We start from the raw sequence: 26,462 nt of genomic DNA on the forward strand, positions 1-26,462 counted from the left end.
CGCGAGGCGCGTGCCCTCGAGAGAACAAACGAGAGTCGCGAACGGGCCGTTCGCCGATACGCAGCGCCGTGGCCCGTCGCACGAGGGAGAAAGAGCCGTGAACGAAACTGTCCTGCCGCGCGAGGTCCATCCGCTGACGGCCGCGCAACGTGAAATCTGGCTCGACCAGGCCATGCATGGCGACGCGCCGATCTACAAGATCGGCGGCTATACGCTGATCGACGGGCCGCTCGACGCGGCGCGTTTCGCGCGCGCCGTGACGCTGCTGGTCGAGAAGCACGATGCGCTGCGCCTCGTGCTCGTGCCGGGCATCGGCGAGGACGGCGTGCCGGGCCAGACCATCGCGCCGGCCGGGCCGGTGGGCGTGCCGCTGCATGATTTCTCGGGCGCCGGCGACGCCGCGGCGGTGGAGGCGGCGGCGCTGGCCTGGATTCACGCGCGGCTCGCCGAGCCGTTCGCGCTCGACGGCGGCCCGCTGTTCCGCTTCGAGCTGGCGAAGCTCGGCGACACGCGCTATTTCTTCACGCTCAACTTCCATCACCTGATCGTCGACGGCTGGGCGATCGGCCTGCTGGTCGATTCGCTCGCGGCGCTGTACAGCGCGCTCGAAGCGAACGAGGCGCCCGACCTGGCGGCGCCGTCCTACCTCGAGTTCGTCGCGCAGGACCAGGCGTTTCGTGCCTCGCCGCAGTTCGAGCGGCAGCGCGACTACTGGCTCGACAAGTACCGGTCGGTGCCCGAGCCGCTGTTCGTGCCGCGCTCGCACGAGCGTGCCGAGGGCGGCGTGGTGCCGAGCGGCCACCATGCGCTGTGCCTGCCGCGCGCGTTCTACGAGCGCATCGTCGCGCTCGCGCGCGAATGCGACGCGACGCCGTTCCAGCTGATGCTCGGCCTGCTCTACGTCTATTTTTCCCGCACGACGCAGCGCGACGAACTCGTCATCGGGCTGCCGATCCTGAACCGCTCGAACGCGCGCATGAAACTGACGGCGGGGATGTTTACGGGCGTGAGCGCGGTGCGGCTGCAACTCGACGGCGCGCTGCGCTTCGATGAACTGATCCGCGCGGTGGGGCAGGAACTGAAGCGTGACTACCGCCACCAGCGCTTTCCGGTCAGCGAGCTGAATCGCGCGCTCGGGCTATGGCGCTCGCAGCGCGCGCAGGTGTTCGACATCTCGGTGTCGTATGAGCGCGACGACTACGACATGCGTTTCGGCGCGGCGCGCGCGCAGGTTCATATGTGTTCGAACGGGCATGAGCAGCTGCCGCTTGCATTGCATATCCGCGAGAACCGTTTCGACGAGCATGCGTGGATTCACTTCATGTACAACCGCGCGTACTTCGATGCCGACGAGGTCGAGGCGATCGGCGCGCGCTTCACGCATCTGCTGGAGCAGGTGCTGGATGATGCGGCCGTGCCGATAGCGCGGCTCGCGTTGCCGACGCCGGATGAACTGGGCCGGCTGATGCGCTGGAACGAGCGTGGCGCCGGTTATGCGCAGGACGTGCCGATTCATCGGCTGTTCGAGGCACATGCGGCGCGCACGCCCGAGGCGGTGGCGGTGGTGTGCGACGGGCAGCGGCTTGGGTATGGCGAGCTGAACGCGCGCGCGAACCGGCTCGCGCATCGCTTGATCGCGGCGGGCGTGAAGCCTGATGATCGCGTGGCGATCTGCGTCGAGCGTGGGCTCGGCATGATCGTCGGCTTGCTGGCGGTACTGAAGGCGGGCGCGGGCTATGTGCCGCTCGACCCGGCTTATCCGGTCGAGCGGCTGGCCTATACGCTCAACGACAGCGCGCCGCTGGCCGTGCTCGTGCAGGCTGATACGCGCGACGTGCTGGGTGAGTTGTCGGTGCCGGTGATCGCGATCGATGAGGCGGCCGACGCCTCAGACGCGCGAGCGGATAACCCGGACGTGCCGGGTGTGACCTCGCGTAGCCTCGCTTACGTGATCTACACCTCGGGCTCGACCGGTCAGCCGAAGGGCGTGATGATCGAACACCGCAACGTGACGCGGCTGTTCTCGGCCACCGAGGCGTGGTTTCACTTCGATGCGAGCGACGCATGGGCGTTGTTCCACTCGTTCGCGTTCGACTTCTCGGTGTGGGAGATCTGGGGCGCGCTGCTGCATGGCGGCCGGCTCGTGATCGTGCCGAAGCTGGTAAGCCGCTCGCCGCAGGACACCTACGCGCTGATCTGCGAGTCGAGCGTGACGGTGCTGAACCAGACGCCGAGCGCGTTCCGTCAGCTGATCGCGGCGCAGGCCGAGAGCGATCGAAGGCATCAGCTGCGCAACGTGATCTTCGGCGGCGAGGCATTGGAAGTCGGCATGCTGCGGCCTTGGTATGACGACGCACGCAACGCCGATTGCCAGTTGGTCAACATGTACGGCATCACCGAAACGACGGTGCATGTCACGTACTGGCCGCTGAGTGCGACGGGCAGCAACGGCACGCCGGCCAGCATCGGCCGTCCGATCCCGGATCTGTCGGCCTACGTGGTGGATGCGAACTTGAACCCGATGCCGATCGGCGTGGCGGGTGAGTTGTGCGTGGGCGGTGCTGGCTTGGCACGCGGTTACCTGAACCGACCGGAACTGACGGCGCAGCGCTTCGTGCGCAACCCGTTCGTTGACGATGAGAACGCACGGCTCTATCGAACCGGTGACCTCGCACGCTTCCTGCCAGACGGCACGCTCGAATATCTGGGCCGCATCGATACGCAGGTGAAGATCCGTGGTTTCCGGATCGAGCTTGGTGAGATCGAAGCGGCGCTGTCGGCATTGGACGGCGTGCGGCAAGTGCTGGTGCTGGCACGCGAGGACGAACCGGGCGACAAGCAACTGGTGGCCTACCTGGTGTTCGACGCGCAAGTGGAGCAAGCAGATACCGCCGCACTGCGCACGGCGCTGTCGCGCACGCTGCCCGACTTCATGCTGCCGGCGCACTTCGTGACGCTCGACCGTTTCCCGCTCACGGCGAACGGCAAGATCGATCGCGCGGCGCTGCCACGCCCGATGCAGACGCGCGACGAGCAACAGTACGTGGCGCCGCGCACCTCGATCGAGGAACGTCTCGCGGCGATCTGGGCACAGGTGCTGCGGCTGGAACGAGTGGGCGTGACCGACAACTTCTTCGTCTCGGGCGGCGATTCGATCCGCGCGGTGTCGGTGTTGTCGAAGGCGAAGGCACAAGGGCTCGCGTTCGCGCTCGTCGACCTGTTCACGCATCCAACGATCGAGAACCTCGCGCAAGCGCTGTCGCTCGACGAGGTCAGCGTAGCCGGGCAAGCGGCGCTGCCGCCCTTGAGCGCCGCCGACGCGGCACGCCTGCCGGCCGACGTGGAAGACGCCTATCCGCTCACGTTCCTGCAGCGCGGCATGGTGTTCCATAACCAGCAGGCACCTGACGCCGCCGGGCTCTATCACGACGTGTTCAGCTATCGCTTCGATCTGCCCGAGTGGCGCGAAGTGGCGCTGCGTGCCGCGCTCGACGCGCTCGCGCGACGGCATCCGGTGTTGCGCACCTCGTTCGATTTCGATCGCTACGACGAGCCGCTGCAGCTGGTCCATGCCGCGAGCGAGATCGCGTTGACGGTGGACGACCTGTCGATGCACGACGAGGCCGAGCAGGATCGCCAGCTGGCCGCGTTCATCGAGGCCGAGCGCAAGACCGTGGTGGCGCTCGACGTCGCGCCGCTGCTGCGCGTATTCATTCACCGGCGCGGCGAGCGCGAGATCCAGTACACGCTGAGCTTCCACCACGCGATCCTCGACGGCTGGAGCGTGGCTTCGCTGAACACCGAGCTGTTCGAAACCTACCTGGCGATGCTCGATCAGGCGCGCGACGGCGGCGAGCCTGGCATCAGCCTGCCGCCGCTGGCCCGCACGCCGCGCAGCGCCGTGGAGAGCGAGCGCGGCGCGCTGAACTCGGCCGCGCATCGCGATTTCTGGCGCCGCTATCTGGACGGCCATGGGTTCTGCGAACTGCCGCCGGCCGAGCCCGGCGCTGGGCCGGGCGTGGCGCGGCCGGAGCTGAGCGTGACCGTCGCGCCCGAGCTGCGCGCGCGCCTGCAGGGCGTGGCCAATACGCTCGGCGTGCCGATGCGCAGCGTGCTGCTGGGCGCGCACCTGCGCGTGCTGTCGATGCTGTCGGGCAAGACCGACGTGACCACCGGCCTCGTGTCGAACGTGCGCCAGGAGCAGGACGATGGCGAGAAGGTGCTGGGCCTGTTCCTGAACACGCTGCCGCTGCGGCTGGCGTTGACGCCCACGAGCTGGGCCGAGCTGATCCGCGAGACGTTCCGCACCGAACTCGGCGTGATCCGCCATCGCCACTATCCGTACTTCCAGCTGCAACTCGACAACGATCGCGCGCCGCTCTACGAGGTCGCGTTCAACTACGTCAACTTCCACGTCTACGAGTCGCTCGGCCGGCATGCCGGCTTCGCGCTGCGCGGCTGGCACGGCTTCGAGGCGACCAATTTTGCGCTGCTGGTGAATTTCGCCGATATGGCCGACGGGCTGACCGTCGACGTGAAGATCGACGCGGCGCGGCTGTCGGCCGGGCAGGGCGAGCGGATTCTCGGTTACTACCTGGCCGCGCTCGACGCGATCGCGGCCGACGCGCAGGCCGATCACAGCCGGGCCGCGCTGCTGTCCGGCGCGGAACGGCATCAGGTGCTGGCCGCCTGGAACGATGCAGGCGCCGGTTATGCGCAGGACGTGCCGATTCATCGGCTGTTCGAGGCGCATGCGGCGCGCACGCCCGAGGCGGTGGCGGTGGAGTGCGACGGGCAGCGGCTTGGGTATGGCGAGTTGAACGCGCGCGCGAACCGGCTCGCGCACCGCTTGATCGCGGCGGGCGTGAAGCCTGACGATCGCGTGGCGATCTGCGTCGAGCGTGGGCTCGGCATGATCGTCGGCTTGCTGGCGGTGCTGAAGGCGGGCGCGGGCTATGTGCCGCTCGACCCGGCTTATCCGGTCGAGCGGCTGGCCTATACGCTCAACGACAGCGCGCCGCTGGCCGTGCTCGTGCAGGCTGATACGCGCGACGTGCTGGGTGAGTTGTCGGTGCCGGTGATCGTGATCGATGAGGCGGCTGATGCCAAGGATGCACGCGCGGATAACCCGGACGTGCCGGGCGTGACCTCGTGTAGCCTCGCTTACGTGATCTACACCTCGGGCTCGACCGGTCAGCCGAAGGGCGTGATGATCGAACACCGCAACGTGACGCGGCTGTTCTCGGCCACCGAGGCGTGGTTTCACTTCGATGCGAACGACGCGTGGGCGCTGTTCCATTCGTTCGCGTTCGACTTCTCGGTGTGGGAGATCTGGGGCGCGCTGCTGCATGGCGGCCGGCTCGTGATCGTGCCGAAGCTGGTAAGCCGCTCGCCGCAGGACACCTACGCGCTGATCTGCGAGTCGGGCGTGACGGTGCTGAACCAGACGCCGAGCGCGTTTCGTCAGCTGATCGCGGCGCAGGCCGAGAGCGATCGCAGTCATCAATTACGCAACGTGATTTTCGGCGGCGAGGCATTGGAAGTCGGCATGCTGCGGCCCTGGTACGAAGACACGCGCAATGCCGATTGCCAACTGGTCAACATGTACGGCATCACCGAAACGACGGTGCATGTCACGTACTGGCCGCTGAGTGCGACGGGTAGCAACGGCACGCCGGCCAGCATCGGCCGTCCGATTCCCGACTTGTCGGCCTACGTGGTGGATGCGAACTTGAACCCGATGCCGATCGGCGTGGCGGGTGAGCTATGCGTTGGCGGTGCCGGCTTGGCACGCGGTTACCTGAACCGACCGGAACTGACGGCGCAGCGCTTCGTGCGCAACCCGTTCGTTGACGACGAAAACGCGCGGCTCTATCGCACCGGCGATCTCGCACGTTTCCTGTCCGACGGTACGCTCGAATATCTGGGCCGCATCGATACGCAGGTGAAGATTCGCGGCTTCCGGATCGAGCTTGGCGAGATCGAAGCGGCGCTGTCGGCACTGGACGGCGTGCGGCAAGTGCTGGTGCTGGCCCGCGAGGACGAACCGGGCGACAAGCAACTGGTGGCCTACTTGGTGTTCGACGCGCAAGCGGAGCAAGCAGATACCGCCGCACTGCGCACGGCGCTGTCGCGCACGCTGCCCGACTTCATGCTGCCGGCGCACTTCGTGACGCTCGACCGTTTCCCGCTGACGGCGAACGGCAAGATCGATCGCGCGGCGCTGCCGCGCCCGATGCAGACGCGCGACGAGCAACAGTACGTGGCGCCGCGCACCTCGATCGAGGAACGTCTCGCGGCGATCTGGGCACAGGTGCTGCGGCTGGAACGAGTCGGGGTGACCGACAACTTCTTCGTCTCGGGCGGCGATTCGATCCGCGCGGTGTCGGTGTTGTCGAAGGCGAAGGCGCAGGGGCTCGCGTTCGCGCTGGTCGACCTGTTCACGCATCCAACGATCGAGAACCTCGCGCAAGCGCTGTCGCTCGACGAGGTCAGCTCCACGCAGGACGGCTCGGCGCTCTCGCTCGGCGAAGCCGACCGCGCGAAGCTGCCGGCCGACGTCGAGGATGCCTATCCGCTCACGTTCCTGCAGCGCGGCATGGTCTATCACAACCAGCAGGCGTCCCACGACGCGGCGCTCTATCACGACGTATTCAGCTACCGCTTCGCCGTGCCGGCCTGGAACGAAGCAGCGCTACGCACCGCGCTCGACATGCTCGCGCGCCGGCACCCGGTGCTGCGCACGTCGTTCGATTTCGACCGCTTCGACGAGCCGATGCAACTGGTCCACGCGGCGGCCGACATTCCGCTGGCGAGCTTCGACCTGTCGATGCACGACGAGGCCGAGCAGGATCGCCAGCTGGCCGCGTTTGTCGAGGCCGAACGCAAGACGCGCTTCGCGCTCGATATCGCGCCGCTGCTGCGCGTATTCATTCACCGACGCGGCGAGCGCGAGATCCAGTACACGCTGAGCTTCCATCATGCGATCCTCGATGGCTGGAGCGTGGCTTCGCTGAACACCGAGCTGTTCGGCGCCTATCTTGCGTCGCTCGGCCGCGAAGCGGCTGAAACTGCCGAGGCGGCCGAACCGGCGCCGCTGGCCCGCACGCCGCGCAGCGCCGTGGAGAGCGAGCGCGGCGCGCTGAACTCGGCCGCGCATCGCGATTTCTGGCGCCGCTATCTGGACGGCCATGCGTTCTGCGAACTGCCGCCGAGGCAGGCGGAGCCGTCCGAAACGGCCACCGGCACTGAAGCCCGGCCGCACGCCAGCGTGGCGATCGACGCGAACGTGCGCGCGCGGCTGCAAGCTGTGGCGAACGCACTCGGCGTACCCGTGCGCAGCGTGCTGCTGGCGGCGCACCTGCGCGTGCTGTCGATGCTGTCGGGCAAGACCGACGTGACCACCGGCCTCGTGTCGAACGTGCGCCAGGAGCAGGACGATGGCGAGAAGGTGCTGGGCCTGTTCCTGAACACGCTGCCGCTGCGGCTGGCGTTGACGTCATCGAGCTGGGCCGAGCTGATCCGCGAGACGTTCCGCACCGAACTCGAGGTGATCCGCCACCGCCACTACCCGTACTTCCAGCTGCAACTCGACAACGATCGCGCGCCGCTCTACGAGGTCGCGTTCAACTACGTCAACTTCCACGTCTACGAATCGCTCGGCAAGCACGCCGGCTTCGCGCTGCTGGGCGGGATCGGCTTCGAGGCCACCAATTTCGCGCTCAGCGTCAACTTCAACGATGCGGCCGGTGGCCTCGCGATCGACGTGAAGATCGACCCGGCGCGCCTGTCGGCCGCGCAGGGCGAACGGATGCTCGGCTACTACGTGGCCGCGCTCGACGCGATCGCCGCCGACGTCCATGCCGATTACCACGCGCGCAGCCTGCTGTCGGAGGCGGAGCGCCATCAGGTGATCGAGGCCTGGAACGCGACGGGCGTCGCCAAGCGCCGCGATCGCTGCGTCCACACGCGCGTGGAGGCGCAGGCCGCGGCCACGCCGCACGCGATCGCGCTGAGCCACGACGGCACGACGCTGAGCTACGGCGAGCTGAACGCGCGCGCGAACCGGCTCGCACGCCGGCTGGTCGCCCTCGGCGTGCGGCCCGACGCGCGCGTGGCCGTCTGCATGGAGCGCGGCGCGGAGCTGGTGGTCGCGCTGCTGGCCGTGCTGAAGGCGGGCGGCGCTTACGTGCCGATGGACCCGGCCTATCCGGCCGAGCGGCTCGCCTATCTGCTGGCCGACAGCGCACCGGTGGCCGTGCTCACGCAGGCCGGCACCGCCGACCTGATCGCGGCGGCCGATGCACCGGCGCTGCCACGCATCATCGTGGACGCCACCGACAACGACAACGACAACGACAGCGACGCTGCCGACGCCGCCAATCTCGACCTCGACGGCCTGCATGCGCACCACCTCGCCTATGTGATCTACACCTCGGGCTCGACCGGTCAGCCGAAGGGCGTGATGGTCGAGCATCGCCAGCTGGACAACCTGATCGACTGGCACGTGAGCTGTTTCGGGCTGCGCGCCGGCAGCCGCACCACGGCCACGGCCGGCGTGGCGTTCGACGCGAGCGCCTGGGAGCTGTGGCCCGCGCTCGCCTGCGGCGCCACGCTGCTGCTGCCGCCCGCGGCCACGGCGGGCGACCCGCAGCAGTTGCTGCGCTGGTGGCACGCGCAGCCGCTCGACGTGAGCTTCCTGATCACGCCGCTCGCCGAACTTGCTTATTCGCTCGGCTACGCCAATCCGCACGCGCACACGGTGCTGATCGGCGGCGACCGCTTCAAGCGCCTCAGCGAACAGGTCCCGCCGCACCAGACCGTGGTCAACAACTACGGCCCGACCGAGACCACCGTGGTGGCCACCTCGGGCGCGATGCGCCACGACGATGCCGTGCCGCACATCGGCCGGCCGATCGCGAACGTGCGCGTCTACCTGCTCGACGCGCATGGCGCGCCGGTGCCGGTCGGCGTGGCGGGCGAACTGCACGTCGGCGGCGCGCAGGTGGCGCGCGGCTATCTGAACCGCGAGGCGCTGACGGCCGAGAGGTTTGTCTCGGACCCGTTCAGCAGCGAGCCCGGCGCACGCATGTACAAGACCGGCGACCTCGCGCGCCACCTGCCCGACGGCAACATCGAGTACCTCGGCCGCAACGACGATCAGGTGAAGATTCGCGGCTTCCGCGTCGAGCCGGGCGAGATCGAGGCCTGCCTCGCGGAACTCGACGGCGTGCTGGAAACCGCCGTGATCGTGCGTGAGGACACGCCGGGCGAGCCGAGGCTGGTGGCGTATTTCACGAGCCGCGACGGTGCGAATGATGCGAACCCCACGGGCGGCGAGGCGCTCGCGCAGGCGCTGCGCGAGCATGCCTCGCGGCGCCTGCCGCGCCACATGGTGCCGGCCGCGTTCGTGGCGCTGGCGCGGCTGCCGCTCACGGCGAACGGCAAGCTCGACCGCCGCGCGCTGCCGGCGCCCGACGCCGCCGCGTCCGGGCAGCGCGGCCACGAGGCGCCGCGCGGCGAGGCCGAACGCGTGCTGGCCGAGGTCTGGGCCGAGCTGCTGAACGTCGCGCAGGTGAGCCGCCACGACAATTTCTTCGAACTCGGCGGTCACTCGCTGCTGGCCGTGCGGCTGGTCGGGCGGCTGCGCCAGGCCGGCTTCGAGGTGGAGATGGCGGCGCTGTTCGGCGCGCCGACGCTGGCCGAGCTGGCCGCCTCGCTGCAGCGCACGGAGGCCGCGCCCGCGGTGCCGGCCAACCGGATCGCGGCCGGCGCGCGGCAGATCGAGCCGGCGATGCTGAGCCTGGTCGCGCTGAGCCAGGACGAGATCGACGGCATCGTCGCGACGGTCGACGGCGGCGCCGCCAACGTGCAGGACATCTATCCGCTCGCGCCGTTGCAGGAGGGCATGCTCTATCACCATCTGGCGCAGGCGCGCGGCGACGCGTACCTGCTGCGCACGCGGCTGGCGTTCGACAGCCGCGCCACGCTCGATCGTTTCATCGACGCGTTGCAGGCGGTGGTCGCGCGGCACGACATCCTGCGCAGCGGCGTGGCCTGGGAGGGGCTGCGCGAGCCCGTGCAGGTGGTCTGGCGCGAGGCGCGGCTGCCGGTTGCCGAGGTCGCGCTCGACGCGGCGCAGGGCGACGTCGCCGCGCAGCTGCTCGACCGCTTCGACCCGCGCCACCATCGCCTCGATCTGCGGCAGGCGCCGCCGCTCGCGGTCCACGTCGCGCACGACGCGCCGAACGCGCGCTGGGTGCTGATCCTGCTGTTCCATCACATCGCGCTCGACCACACCGGGCTCGGCATCCTGCTGCGCGAGATCGCGGCGCATCTCGACGGCAGCTGGGCCACGCTGCCGGCGCCGCCGTCGTTCCGCGATTACGTCGCGCAGGCACGGCTCGGCGCGCGCTCGCGCGGCAGCGAGGCGTTCTTCCGCGCGATGCTCGCCGACGTCGACGAGCCGACGCTGCCTTATGGCATGACGGGCATGACCGGCACCGACAGCGACGAAAGGCAGGGCGCCGGCGTGACGAGCGCGGCGCTCGGGCTCGACGCGGGCCTCGCGGCGCGATTGCGCGCGCAGGCGCGGCGGCTCGGCGCGAGCGTGGCGAGCCTGTTCCATCTGGCCTGGGGCCACGTGGTCGGCAAGCTCGCCGGGCGCGAGGACGTGGTGTTCGGCACCGTGCTGCTCGGCCGCTGGCAGGGCGGCGCCGACATCGAGCAGGCGCTCGGCGTGTTCATCAACACGCTGCCGGTGCGGCTCGACGTGGGCGCCGTGAGCGTCCACGACGCCGCGCTGCGCACGCACCGCCAGCTCGCGGCGCTGATGGACCACGAGCATGCCTCGCTCGCGGCCGCGCAGCGCTGCAGCGGCGTGGCCGCGCCGGCGCCGCTGTTCAGCGCGCTGCTGAACTTCCGCCACAGCGCCGGCCCGCTGCTGGAGCATGGCGGCAGCGCGCTCGGCTGGCATGGCGTGGAAGTGCTCGACGGCGAGGAGCGCACCAACTACCCGTGCGTGCTCAGCGTCGATGATCTCGGCGAGGGCTTCCGCCTGACCGCCCAGCTTGCCGAGCCGTTCGACGCGGCGCGCGTCTGCGGCTATCTGGATCGCTGCCTCGGCAGCCTGGTGGACGCGCTCGAACAGGCGCCCGACACGCCGGTGGCCGCGCTCGCGTGGCTGCCGGATGCCGAACGGCGCCAGCTGCTCGACGAATGGAACGCCACCGACGCACCGTGCCCGGTCGAGACCGGCGTCCACGCGCTGTTCGCGGCGCAGGCGGCGCGCACGCCGCACGCGCCGGCGCTCGTCGACGGGCCGCGCACGCTCGACTACGCGACGCTCGACGCGCGCGCTGAGCGCCTCGCGCGGCGGCTCGCGGCGGCCGGCGTCGCGCCGGGCGAGCGCGTGGCGATTCTGTACGAACGCTCGATCGAGCTGATCGTGGCGGAGCTGGCCGTGCTCAAATGCGGTGCCGTGTACGTGCCGCTCGACCGCAACGCGCCGGCCGACCGGCAGGCGTTCATGCTGGCCGACAGCGGCGCGCGCTGCCTGCTTGCGCCGCATGGGTTCGCCGCGCCGGAGGGCGCGCGGGCGCTGCGCATCGAGGTCGAGGAAACCGAGGCCGGTGCGGAGTCCGGCGACGCGTTCGCATCGGGCCATCACCGAGACAGCGAAGGCGGCGACCGGCCCGCCTACATCATGTACACGTCCGGCTCGACCGGCCAGCCGAAGGGCGTGATCGTGGCGCATCGCGGCATCGACCGCCTCGCGCTGAACAACGGCTACCTCGATTTCGGCCCCGGCGACCGCGTGGCCTTCACCTCGAACCCGGCGTTCGACGCGAGCACGATGGAGACCTGGGGCGCGCTGCTCAACGGCGCCTGCCTGGTGGTGGTGCCGCACGAGGTGCTGCTCGCGCCGCCGCGGCTCGCGGCGCTGCTGGCGGCCGAGCGCGTGAACATCCTGCACCTGGTGGCGGGGCTGCTCAGCTCGTATGCGGACGCGCTCGCGCCGGTGTTCCCGACGCTGCGCTACCTGCTCACGGGCGGCGACGCGGCCGACGTGCGCGCGGTGCAGCGGATCATGCGCCACGGCGCGCCGCAACACCTCGTGCATTGCTACGGCCCGACCGAATCGACCACTTTCGCGACCACCTACACGCTGCGCGCGGGCGAACCGGCGCCGGCGCGCCTGCCGATCGGCCGGCCGATCGCCAACACGCGCGTCTACCTGCTCGATGCGGCCGGCCAGCCGGTGCCGGTGGGCGTGCCGGGCGAGCTGTACGTGGGCGGCGCGGGCGTGGCGCTCGGCTACCTGAACCTGGAGGCGCTCACGGCCGAGCGCTTCGTCGCCGATCGGTTCGCGCCGGCCGGCGCCGCCGCCCGCCTGTACCGCACCGGCGACCTCGCGCGCTATCTGCCCGACGGCAACCTCGAATACCTCGGCCGCAACGACACGCAGGTGAAGATCCGCGGCTTCCGCGTCGAGCCGGGCGAGATCGAGGCGAAGCTCGGCGCCTACGGCCTGCGCGACGCGGTGGTGATCCCGCGCGAGGACGTGCCGGGCGAGCGGCGGCTGGTGGTCTATCACACCGACGCGGCCTGCGACGTGGAGGCGGTGCGTGCCCATCTGCGCGCGAGCCTGCCCGACTACATGGTGCCGGCCGCCTACGTGGCGCTCGAGCGGCTGCCGCTGACGGCCAACGGCAAGCTCGATCGCCGCGCGCTGCCGGCGCCCGACGCCGCCGCGTTCGGCCGCCTCGACCACGCGGCGCCGCAGGGCGAGGTGGAGACGGCGCTGGCCGCGATCTGGGCGGAACTGCTCGGCGTCGAGCGGGTGGGGCGCCACGACAGCTTCTTCGCGCTCGGCGGCCATTCGCTGCTGGCCGTGCGCGTGATCGGCCGGCTGCGCCAGCGCTTCGGCGAGGCGGCCACGCTCACGGCGCTGTTCGAGGCGCCGCAGCTGGCCGCGTTCGCGGCGCGCCTCGGCGCCGGTGCCGCCTCCACGGATACCCCGCAGGCCACGCCGTTCGCGGCGGTGCCCGCGCGGCACGGCGCGGCCGGCCCGTTCTCGCTGTCCTACGTGCAGGAGCGGCTGTGGCTGATCCAGCAGCGCGACGGCGGCCGTGCCTACAACATGAACGGCGCGCTGCGGCTCGACGGGCCGCTCTCGCTGCCGGCGCTGCAGGCCGCGTTCGACGCGCTGGCGGCGCGGCACGAGACGCTGCGCACGCGCTTCGCGATCGCGCCCGGCACCGACGTGCCGGCGCAATTCATCGACGCGCCGCACGCGGTCGAGCTGCCGGTGCGCGAGATCGCCGAGGCCGACCTGCATGCCGAACTCGAACGCCACGCCGCGCTGGAGTTCGACCTGCAGCGCGGCCCGCTGATGCGCGTGCAGCTGCTGCGGCTCGCGCCGCAGCGCCATGTGGTGTCGCTGGTGATGCATCACATCGTGTCGGACGGCTGGTCGCTCGGCGTGCTGGTGCGCGACCTGCGCGCGTCGTACCTCGCGCATCGCGACGGGCATGACGGACAGGCGGAGGATGGCGCAAGCGATTCCGCCCTCGCACCGCTCGCCGCGCAATACGCCGACTACGCGCGCTGGCAGCGCGAGCAGGACCTGCGGCCCCACGCGGCCTGGTGGCACGCGGTGCTGGCCGGCTGCGCGGACCCGGTCGACCTGAGCGTGCCCGGCACGCCGGCCGACGCCGGCCACGGCCCGGCCGGCGTGCTGCGCCGCGCGCTGCCGCCGGCGCTGGCCGCGCGCCTCGCGCAGCTGGGCCGGCAGCGCGGCGTGAGCCTGTTCACGATCTTCCTGGTGGCGCTCGGCGTGCTGCATCACCGCCAGACCGGCCGCGAGGACTTCTGCATCGGCACCACCACGGCCGGCCGCGACGAGCCGCTGGTCGAGCCGCTGATCGGCTTCTTCATCAACATCCTGCCGCTGCGGCTCGACCTGTCCGGCGAGCCGGATTTGCCGGCGCTGCTCGACCGCACCGGCCGGCGCGTGCTCGACGCGCTCGAACACCAGGCGCTGCCGTTCGAGCACATGATCGCGGGCGTGCCGGCGCTGCGCCAGCTCGACGGCCGGTCGCCCGTGCCGGTGATGCTGCGCCACCAGAACGTGCCGCCGGTGCAGACCCACGACTGGGGCGACGGGCTCGCGATCACGGTGCTGCAGGAGAGCGTCGCGCGCGAGGCGCAGTCCGATCTCGACCTGGAGATCTTCGGCGACGGCGGCGGGCTCGAGATCGTCGCGAACTACGACAGCCTGCGCTTCGACGCGCGCCAGATCGGCCTGATGCTGAGCGTGCTCGAACAACTGCTCGAACGGATGGCGCAGGCGCCCGGCGCGTCGCTGGCCGCGCTGCGCGAGCCGACCGCGGTCGAGCGCGCGCTGGTCGCGCAGGCGCAGGGCGCGCCGGCCGCGTTCGAGGCGACCGGCGTGAACGCGCTGTTCGCGCGCCAGGTCGCGCTGCGGCCCGACGCGCCCGCCTGCCGTTACGGCGACGCGACGGCCAGCAATGCCGAACTCGATCGCCGCGCGGCGCGCATCGCCGCCGCGCTGCGCGCGCGCGGCATCGGGCCGGGCGCGCGGGTCGCGCTTTATCATCCGCGCTCGACCGATTTCCTCGCCGCGCTGCTGGCCACGTTCCGGCTCGGCGCGACCTACGTGCCGATCGATCCGGCCTATCCGGCCGCCTACGTGCGGCGCACGCTCGACGACGCGCAACCGGCCGCGGCCGTGACGCTGGCGGCGCTCGGCGACACGCTGGCCGGCATCGCGCCGGTGGTGCTGCGGCTCGACGTCGAGGCCGACCTCGCGGCCGGGAGCGGACTCGATGCCGTGCCGGCTCATGTGCTCGCTCGGGTATCGGATTTCCCGACCTCGCCCGACGATCTCGCCTACCTCGCCTACACCTCGGGCTCGACCGGCACGCCGAAGGGCGTGATGGTCGAGCACCGGCAGGTGCTGAACTGCCTGCAGGCGCTCTGGACCCGCACGCCCTACGCGGCCGGCGAAGTGGTGGGCCAGAAGACCTCGATGTCGTTCGTGCCGTCGATCAAGGAGATGCTCTCGGGGCTGCTGGTCGGCACCCCGCAGGTGATCTATCCCGACGCGCTGGTGAAGGACGCGCCGGCCTTCGCCGAGGCGCTCGAGCGCGATGGCGTGACGCGCCTGAACCTGGTGCCCTCGCATCTGGCGGTGCTGCTCGACCATGCCGGGCGGCTCGGCGCGCTGCGCCATGTCACGACGGCCGGCGAGCCGCTGAGCCGGCGCCTCGCGATGCGGTTCGCGGCGCTGCTGCCGCACGCGAAGCTGCACAACAACTACGGCTGCAGCGAGGTGAACGACATCAGCTACTGCGAGGACAGCGGCCTCGCCGTGCATCACGCCGTGGTGCCGGCCGGCCGCGCGATCGCCAACAGCCGCGTGCATCTGCTCGACGCGGCGCTGGCGCCGGTGCCGGTGGGCGCGGTCGGCGCGATCTACGTGGAGGGCCCCGGCGTCGGCCCCGGCTACTGGCGGCGGCCGGACCTGACGGCCGAGCGCTTCGTGCTGCATCCGGAGTCGGGCGCGCGGCTGCTGCGCACCGGCGACATCGGCCAGTGGCTTGCCGACGGCCAGCTGCTGCATCTGGGCCGCGAGGATTTCCAGATCAAGGTGCGCGGCCAGCGCGTCGAGCTGCCGGCGGTGGAGCAGGAGCTGGGCGCGCATCCGGCGGTGGCCGCGGCGGCCGCGATCGGCCGGCGCACGGCCGGCGAGGGCGGCGCCGACGAGGTCGAGCTGGTGGCGTGCTACGTGCCGCTGCGCGGCGCGCAGGTCGATCACAACGCGCTGCACGGCTGGCTGTCGGAGCGGCTGCCGGCCGCGATGGTGCCGAGCCGCTTCATCGCGCTCGACGCGCTGCCGGCGCTGCCCAACGGCAAGCTCGACCGGCTCGCGCTGGCGCGCATCGAACCCGGCGCGGCGCAGCTGGCCGGCGCCGTCCACGAGCCGCCGCAAGGCGAACTCGAAACGCTGCTGGCGCGGATCTGGCGCGAGGCGCTCGGCGTCGAGCGGGTGGGGCGCCACGACAACTTCTTCGCGATCGGCGGCCACTCGCTGATGGCCGCGCAGGTGGCGGTGCGCGCCAGCGAGCGCACCGGCGTGAAGGTCACCGTGCGCAGCATCTTCGAGACGCGCAGCGTGCAGCGGCTCGCCGCGCTGATCGAGGCGGGCGGCGGCGGCACGCGCGAGTACGCGGGCGTGCTGTCGAACGACGCCGGCACCGAGTACGTCGCGTTCAACACCGGCGGCACCGAGCGTCCGCTGTTCCTCGCCCACACGCTGCAGGGCTACTCGTGGTACTTCGAGCATCTGGCCTCGTTCATCGACGCGTCGATTCCCGTCTACGGGCTGCCGCCGCTCGCGCTGGGCCGGCCGCAGCCGCGCACCATCGAGGCGATCGCCGCGCGCTTCGTGGCGCTGATGCGCTCGATCCAGCCGCACGGGCCGTACCGCGTGGCGGGCTGGTCGTTCGGCGGCCTGATCGCCTACGAGATCGCCGCGCAGATGATCGCCGCCGGCGACGAGATCGAGTTCCTCGGCGTGTTCGACACCACGCTGCCGCGCCACGACGCCGAGCCCGATCCGCATCGAATCGCGCTCGTCACGCTGTATTCGTTCGCGGTCCACAACTTCACCGACTACGAGGCGGACGTGGCCGCGTTCGAGCGCGCCACCGATATCGGCGCGCTGATCGACGAGCTGGTGCAGGCGATCGAGACGCGCCGCGCGGCGGGCCGCCCGCTCTGGCACCTCGCCTACGAGACGGCCGCCGAGAACCGCCTGTTCCTCGAACGGCTGGTCGCGCACGGCGCCGCGATGAGTACCTGGCGGCCGCGCCCGGCGCCGGTCAGGCTGCATGTGTTCGCCGCGCGCGACGCCTCGATCACGCCGCTCGAAGGTCACGCATCGCTGTCGCCCGCGCTCGGCTGGGAGGCGCGGGTGCCGGCCGCCGGGATCACCGTGGTGAGCGTGCCGGGCAACCACGAGACGATCGTGAAGCGCCATGCCGACGCGCTTGGCCGCGAGATCGGCGACATCTTGAAACGCAGGGTCGCGCTGCCCGACGGCGCGCCGCAATGAACCCCAGGAGAGACATGATGATTCCACGCGTGACCCGCAGCGAATTCGCCGACGGCTATCTGGAGCGGGGCCGGCCCGCGATCGTCACCGACGCGCTCGACGCGTGGCGGATCGCCGAGCGCTGGACGCCCGAGGCGCTGGCGCGCAACGTGGCGCCGTCGCGCCGCGTGACGCTGAGCGCGTCGAGCGACGGCCGCTACCGCTTCGAGCCGGCCCAGGAGCGCAGCCGCGCGCCGGTGTTCCGCAACACCGAGGTCGAGTTCGGCGCGGCCGTGGCGCGGCTGCTCGAGGCGGACCAGGGCGAGCACATCTACCTGCTCCAGCAGTCGATCCCCGAGGTGATGCCCGAGCTGCTCGACCAGCTGGTGGTGCCGGAATGGATCGCGGCGCGGCGGCCGATGATCAACCTCTGGTTCGGCCGTGGCACCGAAACCCAGCTGCACTTCGACTATTCGAACAACTTCTTCGCGCAGCTGCACGGCACCAAGGAGTTCACGCTGTTCTCGCCCGACGACACGCCGCATCTGTATCCGTATCACCACGACGCGGCCACCGCGCACCTGTCGAACGTCGATCCGGGCCAGCCCGATCTCGCGCGGCATCCCGCGTTCGCGCAAGCCGAGCCGCTGCGCTTCACGATGCAGCCGGGCGAGCTGCTCTACATGCCGGTGTTCTGGTGGCACCACGTGCGGGCGCGCGACGTGTCGGTGTCGGTGAACTTCTGGTGGTATCCGTCGCTGCGGCAGATCATCGACGCGCCGAACGCCACGCGCGCGCTGCCGGGCTTCTACGCGGGCGACCGGCTCGCCGAGTTCCGGATGGGCTTTCTCGATCCGGCCGGACTGGACTTCGCGCAAGCCGGCCTGCGCTTTCTCGAGCACGGCCGGCTGTGGGGCGCGGGCCTGCTCGCGATCGCCGCGCTCGACCAGTGGGGCCGCGAGCATGCGGCGCCCGACGCGCCGGCGCGGCCGGCCGGCGCGCGGCTCGCCGATCTCGCCGCCGATCTCGCGCCGGTGCGCGCGGCGCTGCTGGCCGACGCGCGGCTCTCCGCGCCGCAGCGCGAGGCCGTGACGTACAGCGCGGTGCTGGCCGCGCAGCTGGCCGAGCATCACGGCGACGCGGCGCTCGATCGCGACGCCATCGCGGCGCTGCTCGACCTGCTGCGGGCCGTGGCGCCGGTGGCCGTGCGGGAGGCGGGTACCGCGGGCGTGGCCGCCGCCTCATGAGCACGCCGATCGTGGCCGGCGAACCGCGCGCCTCGCGCGCCGCGTTCGGCTTCATCTTCGCCACCGCGCTGATGAACACGATCTCGTTCGGCATCGTGCTGCCGGTGCTGCCGAACCTGATCAAGGCGTTCGCGGGCGGCGACACGGCGCTCGCCACCGAGTGGAGCACGCTGTTCGCGGTGGTGTGGGGCGCCATGCAGTTCGTCTGCGCGCCGGCGCTCGGCGCGCTGTCGGACCGCATCGGCCGGCGCCCGGTGCTGCTGATCTCGCTGGCCGGGCTCGCGGCCGATTCGTTCATCATGGCGCTCGCGCCGAATCTGGCCTGGCTGTTCGTCGGCCGACTGCTGAACGGGCTGACCTCGGCCAGCCTCTCGACGGCCAACGCCTACGTGGCCGACGTCACGCCGCCCGAGCGGCGCGCGCGCGCGTTCGGCCGGATCGGCGCGGCGGTGAGCCTGGGCTTCCTGGCCGGGCCGGCGCTGGGCGGCCTGCTGGCCGGCATCGACCTGCGGCTGCCCTGCTACGTGGCGGGCGCGCTGTCGGCCTGCAACTTCCTCTACGGCCTGGTGGTGCTGCCGGAGTCGCTCGCGCCCGCCGCGCGCGTGGCGGCCGTCGACCGCCGCAAGCTGAACCCCCTCGGCGCGCTGGCGTTCCTGAAGGCGCGCGCCGACCTGCGCGGGCTCGCGCTGCTGGCGTTCCTGTTTCCGCTCGGCTGGATGGTCGGGCCGGCGATCTTCGTGCTCTACGGCGGCTACCGCTACGGCTGGAGTCCGGCCGCGATCGGGCTGGTGATGATGGCGAGCGGCGGGCTCGGCTCGTTCGTGCAGATCGTGCTGGTGGGGCCGATCGTGGCGCGCGTCGGCGAACGCGGCGCGCTGCTGGCCGGCGCCGGCATGGGCGCGCTCGGCTATGCCGGCTTCGGGCTCGCCTCGACGGGCGCCGGCTATCTGGCGGCGGTGCCCGTCTACGTGATGTTCAACCTGTTCATGCCGGCGCTGCAGGGGCTCATCACGCGGCGCGTCGGCGAATCGGAGCAGGGGCAGCTGCAGGGCGCGCTGCAGGGGCTGACCGGGCTCGCCTCGCTGGTCGGGCCGCTCGTCTACGGGCTCGGCTTCGCGTGGTCGATCGGCCCGGACCTGGCGCGGCCGATGCCGGGCTTCGCGTTCTTCATCGCGTCGGGGCTGATGGCGGTCGCGCTGCTGCTGGCGCTGCGGATCACGCGGCCGGGCGGGGAGGGGACGGAGGAAGTGGACTGAAGGGGCGCGCCGCCGCTCAGCCCGCGGCCGCCGCGTTCGCGGCGCGCGTGCGCCCGTGCAGCCAGTTGATGCAGCCGAACAGCGCGATCGCGAACACGATCAGCACGGTGGCCACGGCCAGGATCGATGGATCGATCTGGTCGCGGATGCCGCTCCACATCTGGCGCGGCACGGTGCGCTGGTCGGGGCCGCCGATGAACAGGATCACGATCACCTCGTCGAACGAGGTGGCGAACGCGAACACGCCGCCGGTGGCCACGGCCGGTGTGATGAGCGGCAGCGTCACGCGCCGGAAGGTGGTCCACGGCCGCGCGCCGAGCCCGGCCGAGGCGCGCAGCAGGCTCTGGTCGAACGACAGCAGCGAGGCCGTCACGGTGATCACCACGAACGGCGTGCCGAGCGCCGCGTGCGCGAGCACCACGCCGAGATACGAGTTGACGAGCCCGAGCGGCGCGAAGATCAGGTAGAAGCCGGCCGCCACCACCACGATCGGGATGATCATCGGCGAGATCAGGAGCGGCATGATCAGCGAGCGGTACGGGAAGTGCTCGCGCGCGAGGCCGAGCGCGGCGAGCGTGCCGAGGCTGGTGGCGATCAGCGTGGAGACCGCGCCGATCCCGAGGCTGTTGGCGAACGCGCGCTGCCAGTCGGCGCTGCCGAACGCCTGCGCGTACCAGCGCAGCGAGAAGCCCTCCATCGGATACGAGAAGTACGATCCCGAGTTGAACGAGAGCGGGATGATGACGAGGATCGGTGCGACCAGGAAGGCCAGCACGAGCGTGCCATGCACGCGCAGGCCGAGCCTGGCGAGCCGGATCGACGGAATGCTGTTCGTCAGTTGCACGGTGGGGCTCCCGGGTGGTGCGCTCAGCCGAAGCGCAGCCGGTCGACGCCGACCAGCCGGTTGAAGATGAAATAGAACACGGCCGTGAAGATCACGAGGTAGGCCGACAGCGCGCCGGCCAGCCCCCAGTTCAGCAGGTCGTTGGTCTGCGCGGCGATCAGCTGGCTGATCATCTCGTCGCCGGCGCCGCCGAGCAGCGCGGGCGTGATGTAGTAGCCGAGCGCCAGCACGAACACGAGGAAGCACCCGGCGCCCACGCCGGGCAGCGTCTGCGGCATGTACACGCGCACGAACGCCACCGCCGGATGGGCGCCGAGCGACTGCGCCGCGCGCAGGTAGATCGGCGGCACGCCCTTCATCACCGAATAGATCGCGAGGATCATGTACGGCAGCAGCACGTGGGTCATGCCGATCAGCACGCCGGCGCGGTTGAAGATCAGCGGCAGCGGCGCGTCGACGAGGTGCAGCGCGAGCAGCACGCGGTTCACCACGCCGCCCGGCTGCAGCAGCACGTACCAGGCGGTGGTGCGCACCAGTAGCGAAGTCCAGAACGGGATGATCACGAACAGCATCAGCCGGTTGCCCTGCTTCGGCGGCAGGTTCGCGAGCAGCCAGGCCACCGGGTAGGCGAGCACGAGGCACAGCAGCGTGACGGTGGCGCTGATCGACACGGTGCGCGCGAACGCGGCGCGATAGACCGCGCTGTCGGGCGGCACCGCGGCTACCCGGCCGTCCGGCGTGACCTGCGCGTCGATGCCGTTGAGCAGGTAGTCGGGCGTCCAGGCCGACGCGGCGCGCTTGAGCAGCCGCCAGGTGCCGGGCTGGCCCCAGCGCGCGTCGGCCTGCACCAGCAGCGGCTGCCACGGGCCGCCGCCGTCGTGGGCGCGCACCGTGCGCGCCGTCTTCAGCAGCAGGCTGCGGAATTCGGGCTGGTAGAAGTTCATGCGCCGCGCCGCCTCGCCGAGGCTGCCGGCCTCGGCGGATGCGCGCAGGCCGGCGGCCAGCGCCGCGAAACCGGCCTCGCCGGGCACGCCCTGGCCGTCCCACTGGCGCAGCACGCGCGCGAGTGCGGGCATCGCGCCCGGCACTTCCGGGTTGCGCACGCTGCGCGCGAGCAGGATCGCGATCGGCGCGATGAAGGTGGCGAGCAGGAACACCAGCAGCGGCAGCGCGAGCAAGAGCGCCTGGGTGGCGGCCTTGCGGCGCGCGCGCCGGTAGCTGGCCGCCTGGGCCGCGAGCCGGTGCGCCCTGGGGGCGGCCTGCGTGGCCGGGGCCTTGGACGACGGGCCGGCCGGCGCCGGTTGCGGATGGGGTGTCATGAGGCGGAACTCCTGCGCGCCGGTGCCGGGCGGATCGACCGCCCGGGCCGCCGGCACGCGTGATGGCGTGGCGTGCGGCTTACTTCGTCAGCCAGACCTGGAAGCGCTTGCCGATCTCGTCGCCGTTGTCGGCCCAGAAGCCCGCATCGATCTGCAGCGGCCGCTTGAAGTTGGCCGGCGCGGTCGGCAGGTCGGCCAGGCGCGTCTTCGCGACGAGCGGCAGCGAATCCTTGCGCGGCGGCGCGTAGGCGATGTACTTCGTCAGGTCCGCATAGGCCTTCGGCTGCGCGGTGAACGCGATGAACTGCTTGGCCGCGTCGGCATGCTTCGCGCCCTTCGGCACGGCCCACCATTCGTAGTCGTAGACCTGGCCGTCCCAGACGATGCGGAACGGCTTCTTGTCCTGATGCACGGCGCTGTCGATGCGGCCGTTGTAGGCCTGCACCATCGTCACCGCGCCGTCGGCGAGCAGCTGCGGCGCCTGCGCGCCGGCCTCCCACCAGACGATGCTCGACTTGATGGTGTCGAGCTTGCGGAACGCGCGGTCGAGCCCGGCCGGCGTGGCGAGCGTCTTGTAGACGTCGGCGGGCGCGACGCCGTCGGCGATCAGCGCCCATTCGAGCGTCACCTTCGGCGACTTGCGCAGGCCGCGCTTGCCGGGGAATGTCTTCAGGTCGAAGAAGTCGGCGATGGTGGTGGGCGGCGTCTTCAGCTTGGTGGCGTCGTAGGCGTAGACGGTCGACCAGACCATCGCCGCCACCGAGCAGTCGCGCAGCGCGCCGGGCAGGAAGTCGCTGGTCTTGCCGATTGCCTTGGGGTCGAGCTTTTCGAGCAGGCCCTCGTCGCAGGCGTTGATCGCGTCGTTGGTCTCCATGTCGACCAGATCCCAGGTCGGGTTCCTGGCCTGCTCCATTGCCTGCAGCTTGGCGAGGCCGCCGTCGTAGGACTCGGTCGCGAACTTCGTGCCGGTCTGCGCGCCGAACGGCACGAACCAGGCCTGGCGCGCGGCCGCCTCGTAGGCGCCGCCGAAGGTGACGACGGACAGCGTGTCGGCCGCGTGCGAGAGCGCGGGCCACAGGGCCAGCGCAGCAATGGCCGCGGCGGCGAAGCGGGGGGTGGACGTTTTCATCGGGTGACTCCGGAAGCGAGAGGCGGGACGGAAGGGGAAGCGGTGGATGAGCCGGATCCGGACGCGGTGGACGAGGCGGCCGCGGCCGATTGAGCCGAGGCAGTCGAAGCAGTGGCGCGCGGCGCGGCGGCGGCCAGCACCTTGCAGTCGTCGCGGCGCCAGATCACGTGGGCCGTCGCGCCCACCGGCGGCAGCTCGACGAGCCGCGTGTTGGCGACCTTGACGACCATCGGCTGCCCGTCGGGCAGGCGCAGGTGGACGCGATGATGGTCGCCGCAGTAGACCAGTTCGTGGACGCTCGCCGTGAGCGTGTTGAAGTCGGCCGGCGCGCCGCCCGCGTTCGGCGCGGCCACGCCGGCGCGCTCGGGGCGCAGCGCGAGCGTGGCGGCGTCGCCGACCTGCAGCCCGGGGCCGAGCCGGCCCACCACGGTCGCGCCGGCGCTGCCGACGGCCAGCGTGGCCAGCTCGCCGTCGATCGCGGCGACGCGGCCCGCGAGGCCGTTGTTCTCGCCGACGAAGTTCGCCACGAATGCGTTCTGCGCGTTCTCGTAGAGTTCGGTGGGCGTGGCGGCCTGCTGGATGCGTCCGTCCGAGAACACGGCGACGCGGTTCGACATGGTCAGCGCCTCGTTCTGGTCGTGCGTGACGTAGACGATGGTCAGCGCCAGCTCGCGGTGCAGCCGCATGATCTCGTACTGCATGGTCTCGCGCAGCCGCTTGTCGAGCGCGCCGAGCGGCTCGTCCATCAGCACCACGCTTGGCTCGAACACCAGCGCGCGCGCCAGCGCCACGCGCTGCTGCTGGCCGCCCGAGAGCTGCGCCGGGCGCCGCGCGGCCAGGTGCGAGAGTTCGACCATCTCGAGCGCGCGCGCGACGCGCAGTTTCTGGTCGGCGCGCGAGACCTTGCGCACCGACAGCGGGAACGCCACGTTCTGCGCGATCGTCATGTGCGGGAACAGGGCGTAGTTCTGGAACACCATGCCGATGTCGCGCTGGTGGGGCAGCTTGTCGTCCAGGCGCCGGCCGTCGAGCAGGATGCTGCCGTCGGTCGGCGTCTCGAAGCCGGCCAGCATCATCAGCGTGGTGGTCTTGCCGGAGCCGGACGGCCCGAGCAGCGAGACGAACTCGCCGCGCGCGATGTCGAGGTCGAGGCCGTCGACCACGGCGTGCCGGCCATCGTAGGACTTGCTGACGCCGACGAACGAAATGAAGGGTGGGCTGGCCATCGTGGTGCGCTTGCGGGAACGGTGAATCGGGAACGGGCGGCGCGGGCTCAGGCGCCCACGCGCGCGGCGAGGTAACGCGCGAAGTCGTAGTTGGGCCGTTCGAGATGGCTCAGGTGGCCGGGCGCCGCGAGCGGCGCGCTCACGCCGCGGAACACCGCCTCCACGCCGCGCCGGTCCTCGGCGTTGACCTCGTCGAGCAGCGCCTTGAGCGTGGCCAGGTGGCCGGCCGCGTCGGGATCGTCGATGAACTCGGGCGAGAGCCCGCCGCCGAAGCGGATCATGACGCGATCGACGCCGAGCGGCTGCAGCACGAGATACCAGAAATAGCCGGGCGTGAGCGTGACGAGGTGGTTCGGATAGATCGCCAGCAGCGCGGTGGTGCGGCGCCAGTGGCCCTCGAGGCGGCGGTTGTCGGGATGCGCGTTGCCGATCGGCAGCGTCGCTTCCTTGGTGATCCAGTGATAGTTGAAGGCGGGCAGGCCGGGCGGGCATTCCATCTCGTCGAGCTTCGAATGCGGGCCGACCGTGGCCCGGTGCAGCATCGGCAGGTGGTAGCTCTCCATGAAGTTCTCGGCGAGCAGCTTCCAGTTGGTGTCCCAGACGTGTTCCTCGTGGAAGGTTTCCACGTAGTCGCCCATCCCGTAGCGGTCGATCAGCGCGCCCAGTTCGGCCAGCTGCGTGGCCACCGGCGGCGCGGCCTCGTTGAGCGTCAGGTAGATCCAGCCCTGCCAGACCTCGCAGCGCACCGCCGGCAATGCATAGGTGTCCTGACAGAAACCGGCCTGCCGATTCATCAGGGGGGCGCCTTGCAGCCGGCCGTCCAGCGAATAGTTCCAGGCGTGATAGGGGCAGACGATCCGGCGCACGTTGCCGCGTCCTTCCAGCAGCACCGACATGCGGTGCAGGCAGACGTTCGAGAACGCGCGCAGCGTGCCGTCCTCGGTGCGCAGCACGGCCACCGGCTGGCCGCCGAGGTCGGCCGTCAGGTAGTCGCCCGGGTTGGCGAGCGCGCCGGCGCGGCCCGCGCACAGCCATTCGTCGCGGAAGATCGTCTGCTGCTCGCGTTCGAGGAAGGCTTCGGAGGTGTAGACGGCGGGCGGCATCGCGCGCGCGTCGTCGAACTCGCGCGCGCAGTTTTCCCGCAGGGCGAGGACGATCTCGTCGGCGGAGTGCGGGGCGGCTGGCGTGCGGTTCATGGGCGTCCTTAGGCGATGCGGGTTCGGTACGCCACCAATCTAACAAGTCAAATTGCCAGCCAAAATATTCTTTTCGGATGTAACAGCCAGTTTTTTCCTATGCAGCGACGGGCGCGCGCCCATGCAGTTCGGGGATGCAGGACTCGCAGAATTCGGCGAAGCGGGTGATCAGCTGGCGCGGCTTCATCGCGCGCGACATCGCGATGCCGAGCATGGTGGCGGTGACCGCGTCGCGGAACGGCCGGATCGCGAAGCTGGTGCCGTCCACGGTGGCGGTCGAGCGCAGCGGGAAGTTCAGGATGCTGTAGCCGAGCCCGTTGGCCACCATGCCGCGCACCACCTCGGGCTGCGAGGAGCGGAACGCCGGCACCGGGCGCCGGCCGAGCGGCGCGAACAGCGCGGCGAAGTACTCGCGGCTGTGCGGCAGGTCGAGCAGCACGTAGGGTTCGTCGAGCAGGTCCTCGAGCGCCACCGAGTCGCCGCGCGCGAGCCGGTGCCCGTGCGGCAGGATCACGTAGGGCGGCAGCGAGACGAGCGGGGTGAACGCGATCTCGTCGGACAGATCGAGGCTGTAGGTCAGCGCGATGTCGAGCGTGCCGTCGCCGAGCCCGTCGAGCAGGTCGTCCTGGTGCGCCTCGAAGGTGCGAAAGCCGATGCCGGCGTGCTCCGCCACGAAGCGGCTCATCACCGCCGGCAGCAGCGGCGGCGCGAGCGAGACGAGGCAGCCGAGCGCGATGGTGCCCGACATGCCGCCGTCCATGTCGCGCGCGGCGGTCTGCAGTTCCTCGGCATTCTTCAGCAGATTGCGCGCCTGGCCGAGCATGTCGCGGCCGGCCGGGGTCAGCGACAGGCCGCTTGCGTGATGGCGGATGAACAGCTGAAGGCCGAACGACGCCTCCAGTTCCGCGATCGAGGTCGAGATCGACGGCTGCGAGATGTGCAGCTGGCGCGCCGCGGCCGTAAACGACAGCGCCTCGGCGGTGACGACGAAGTAGCGAAGCTGCCGCAGCGAATAGCGCAACGGGACGTTTTCCATGAAGCACGCTCGGTGGGAAGGGACGACGGGTGACGGAATCGCGCCGATTGTGGGTGGACAGAAATGTTTCGCCTAGCCGAAAACAATGCC

General features: G+C 71.0%; 9 protein-coding genes. 3 read left to right on the forward strand and 6 right to left on the reverse strand.

The genetic code is table 11. The features are described from left to right. Positions 1 to 97 precede the first annotated feature (97 nt). From BpN12_RS20900 to BpN12_RS20910, 3 genes are read left to right on the forward strand one after another with little or no spacing between them, the layout of a single operon-like run. Positions 98 to 17,140: a non-ribosomal peptide synthetase gene (locus BpN12_RS20900; RefSeq protein ID WP_246797359.1), complete on the forward strand. Its 17,043-nt coding sequence runs from the start codon at positions 98 to 100 to the stop codon at positions 17,138 to 17,140. 14 nt (positions 17,141 to 17,154) lie between these two features. After that, on the forward strand, positions 17,155 to 18,366 hold the full coding sequence (locus BpN12_RS20905; RefSeq protein ID WP_246797360.1) for a cupin-like domain-containing protein: 1,212 nt from the start codon (positions 17,155 to 17,157) through the stop codon (positions 18,364 to 18,366). Next, positions 18,363 to 19,622 (forward strand): TCR/Tet family MFS transporter, encoded by a 1,260-nt coding sequence (locus tag BpN12_RS20910; RefSeq protein ID WP_246797361.1) that lies wholly within the window; start codon positions 18,363 to 18,365, stop codon positions 19,620 to 19,622. The genes BpN12_RS20905 and BpN12_RS20910 overlap by 4 nt, the downstream gene beginning before the upstream one ends. 16 nt (positions 19,623 to 19,638) lie before the next feature. On the opposite strand, the gene BpN12_RS20915 is transcribed toward BpN12_RS20910, so the two are convergent. From BpN12_RS20915 to BpN12_RS20940, 6 genes are all read right to left on the reverse strand, one after another. Continuing rightward, a complete protein-coding gene (locus BpN12_RS20915; protein WP_246797362.1) occupies positions 19,639 to 20,466 on the reverse strand; it encodes an ABC transporter permease in 828 nt (275 codons plus the stop codon). Positions 20,467 to 20,489: 23 nt separating this feature from the next. Further along, positions 20,490 to 21,785, reverse strand: coding sequence for an ABC transporter permease (locus BpN12_RS20920; protein WP_246797363.1), 1,296 nt, complete (start codon positions 21,783 to 21,785; stop codon positions 20,490 to 20,492). A 79-nt stretch (positions 21,786 to 21,864) separates the two neighbouring features. Further along, the gene (locus tag BpN12_RS20925) at positions 21,865 to 22,914 is read right to left on the reverse strand and encodes an ABC transporter substrate-binding protein (protein ID WP_246797364.1); all 1,050 of its coding nucleotides are present in this window, start codon (positions 22,912 to 22,914) and stop codon (positions 21,865 to 21,867) included. Continuing rightward, positions 22,911 to 24,140 carry an ABC transporter ATP-binding protein gene (locus BpN12_RS20930; protein ID WP_246797365.1) on the reverse strand — a complete coding sequence of 410 codons (1,230 nt, stop codon included), beginning with the start codon at positions 24,138 to 24,140 and terminating at the stop codon, positions 22,911 to 22,913. Before BpN12_RS20930 ends, BpN12_RS20925 begins: the two co-directional genes overlap by 4 nt. A 47-nt stretch (positions 24,141 to 24,187) precedes the next feature. Then, positions 24,188 to 25,336, reverse strand: a complete 1,149-nt coding sequence (locus tag BpN12_RS20935) for an aromatic ring-hydroxylating oxygenase subunit alpha (protein WP_246797366.1) — start codon at positions 25,334 to 25,336, stop codon at positions 24,188 to 24,190. A 97-nt stretch (positions 25,337 to 25,433) separates the two neighbouring features. After that, positions 25,434 to 26,372, reverse strand: a complete 939-nt coding sequence (locus BpN12_RS20940) for a LysR family transcriptional regulator (RefSeq protein WP_246797367.1) — start codon at positions 26,370 to 26,372, stop codon at positions 25,434 to 25,436. Positions 26,373 to 26,462 lie beyond the last annotated feature (90 nt).

Origin of the sequence: Burkholderia perseverans, from assembly GCF_022870505.1 — a bacterium.
In the GTDB taxonomy this organism is placed as follows: Bacteria; Pseudomonadota; Gammaproteobacteria; order Burkholderiales; family Burkholderiaceae; genus Burkholderia; species Burkholderia plantarii.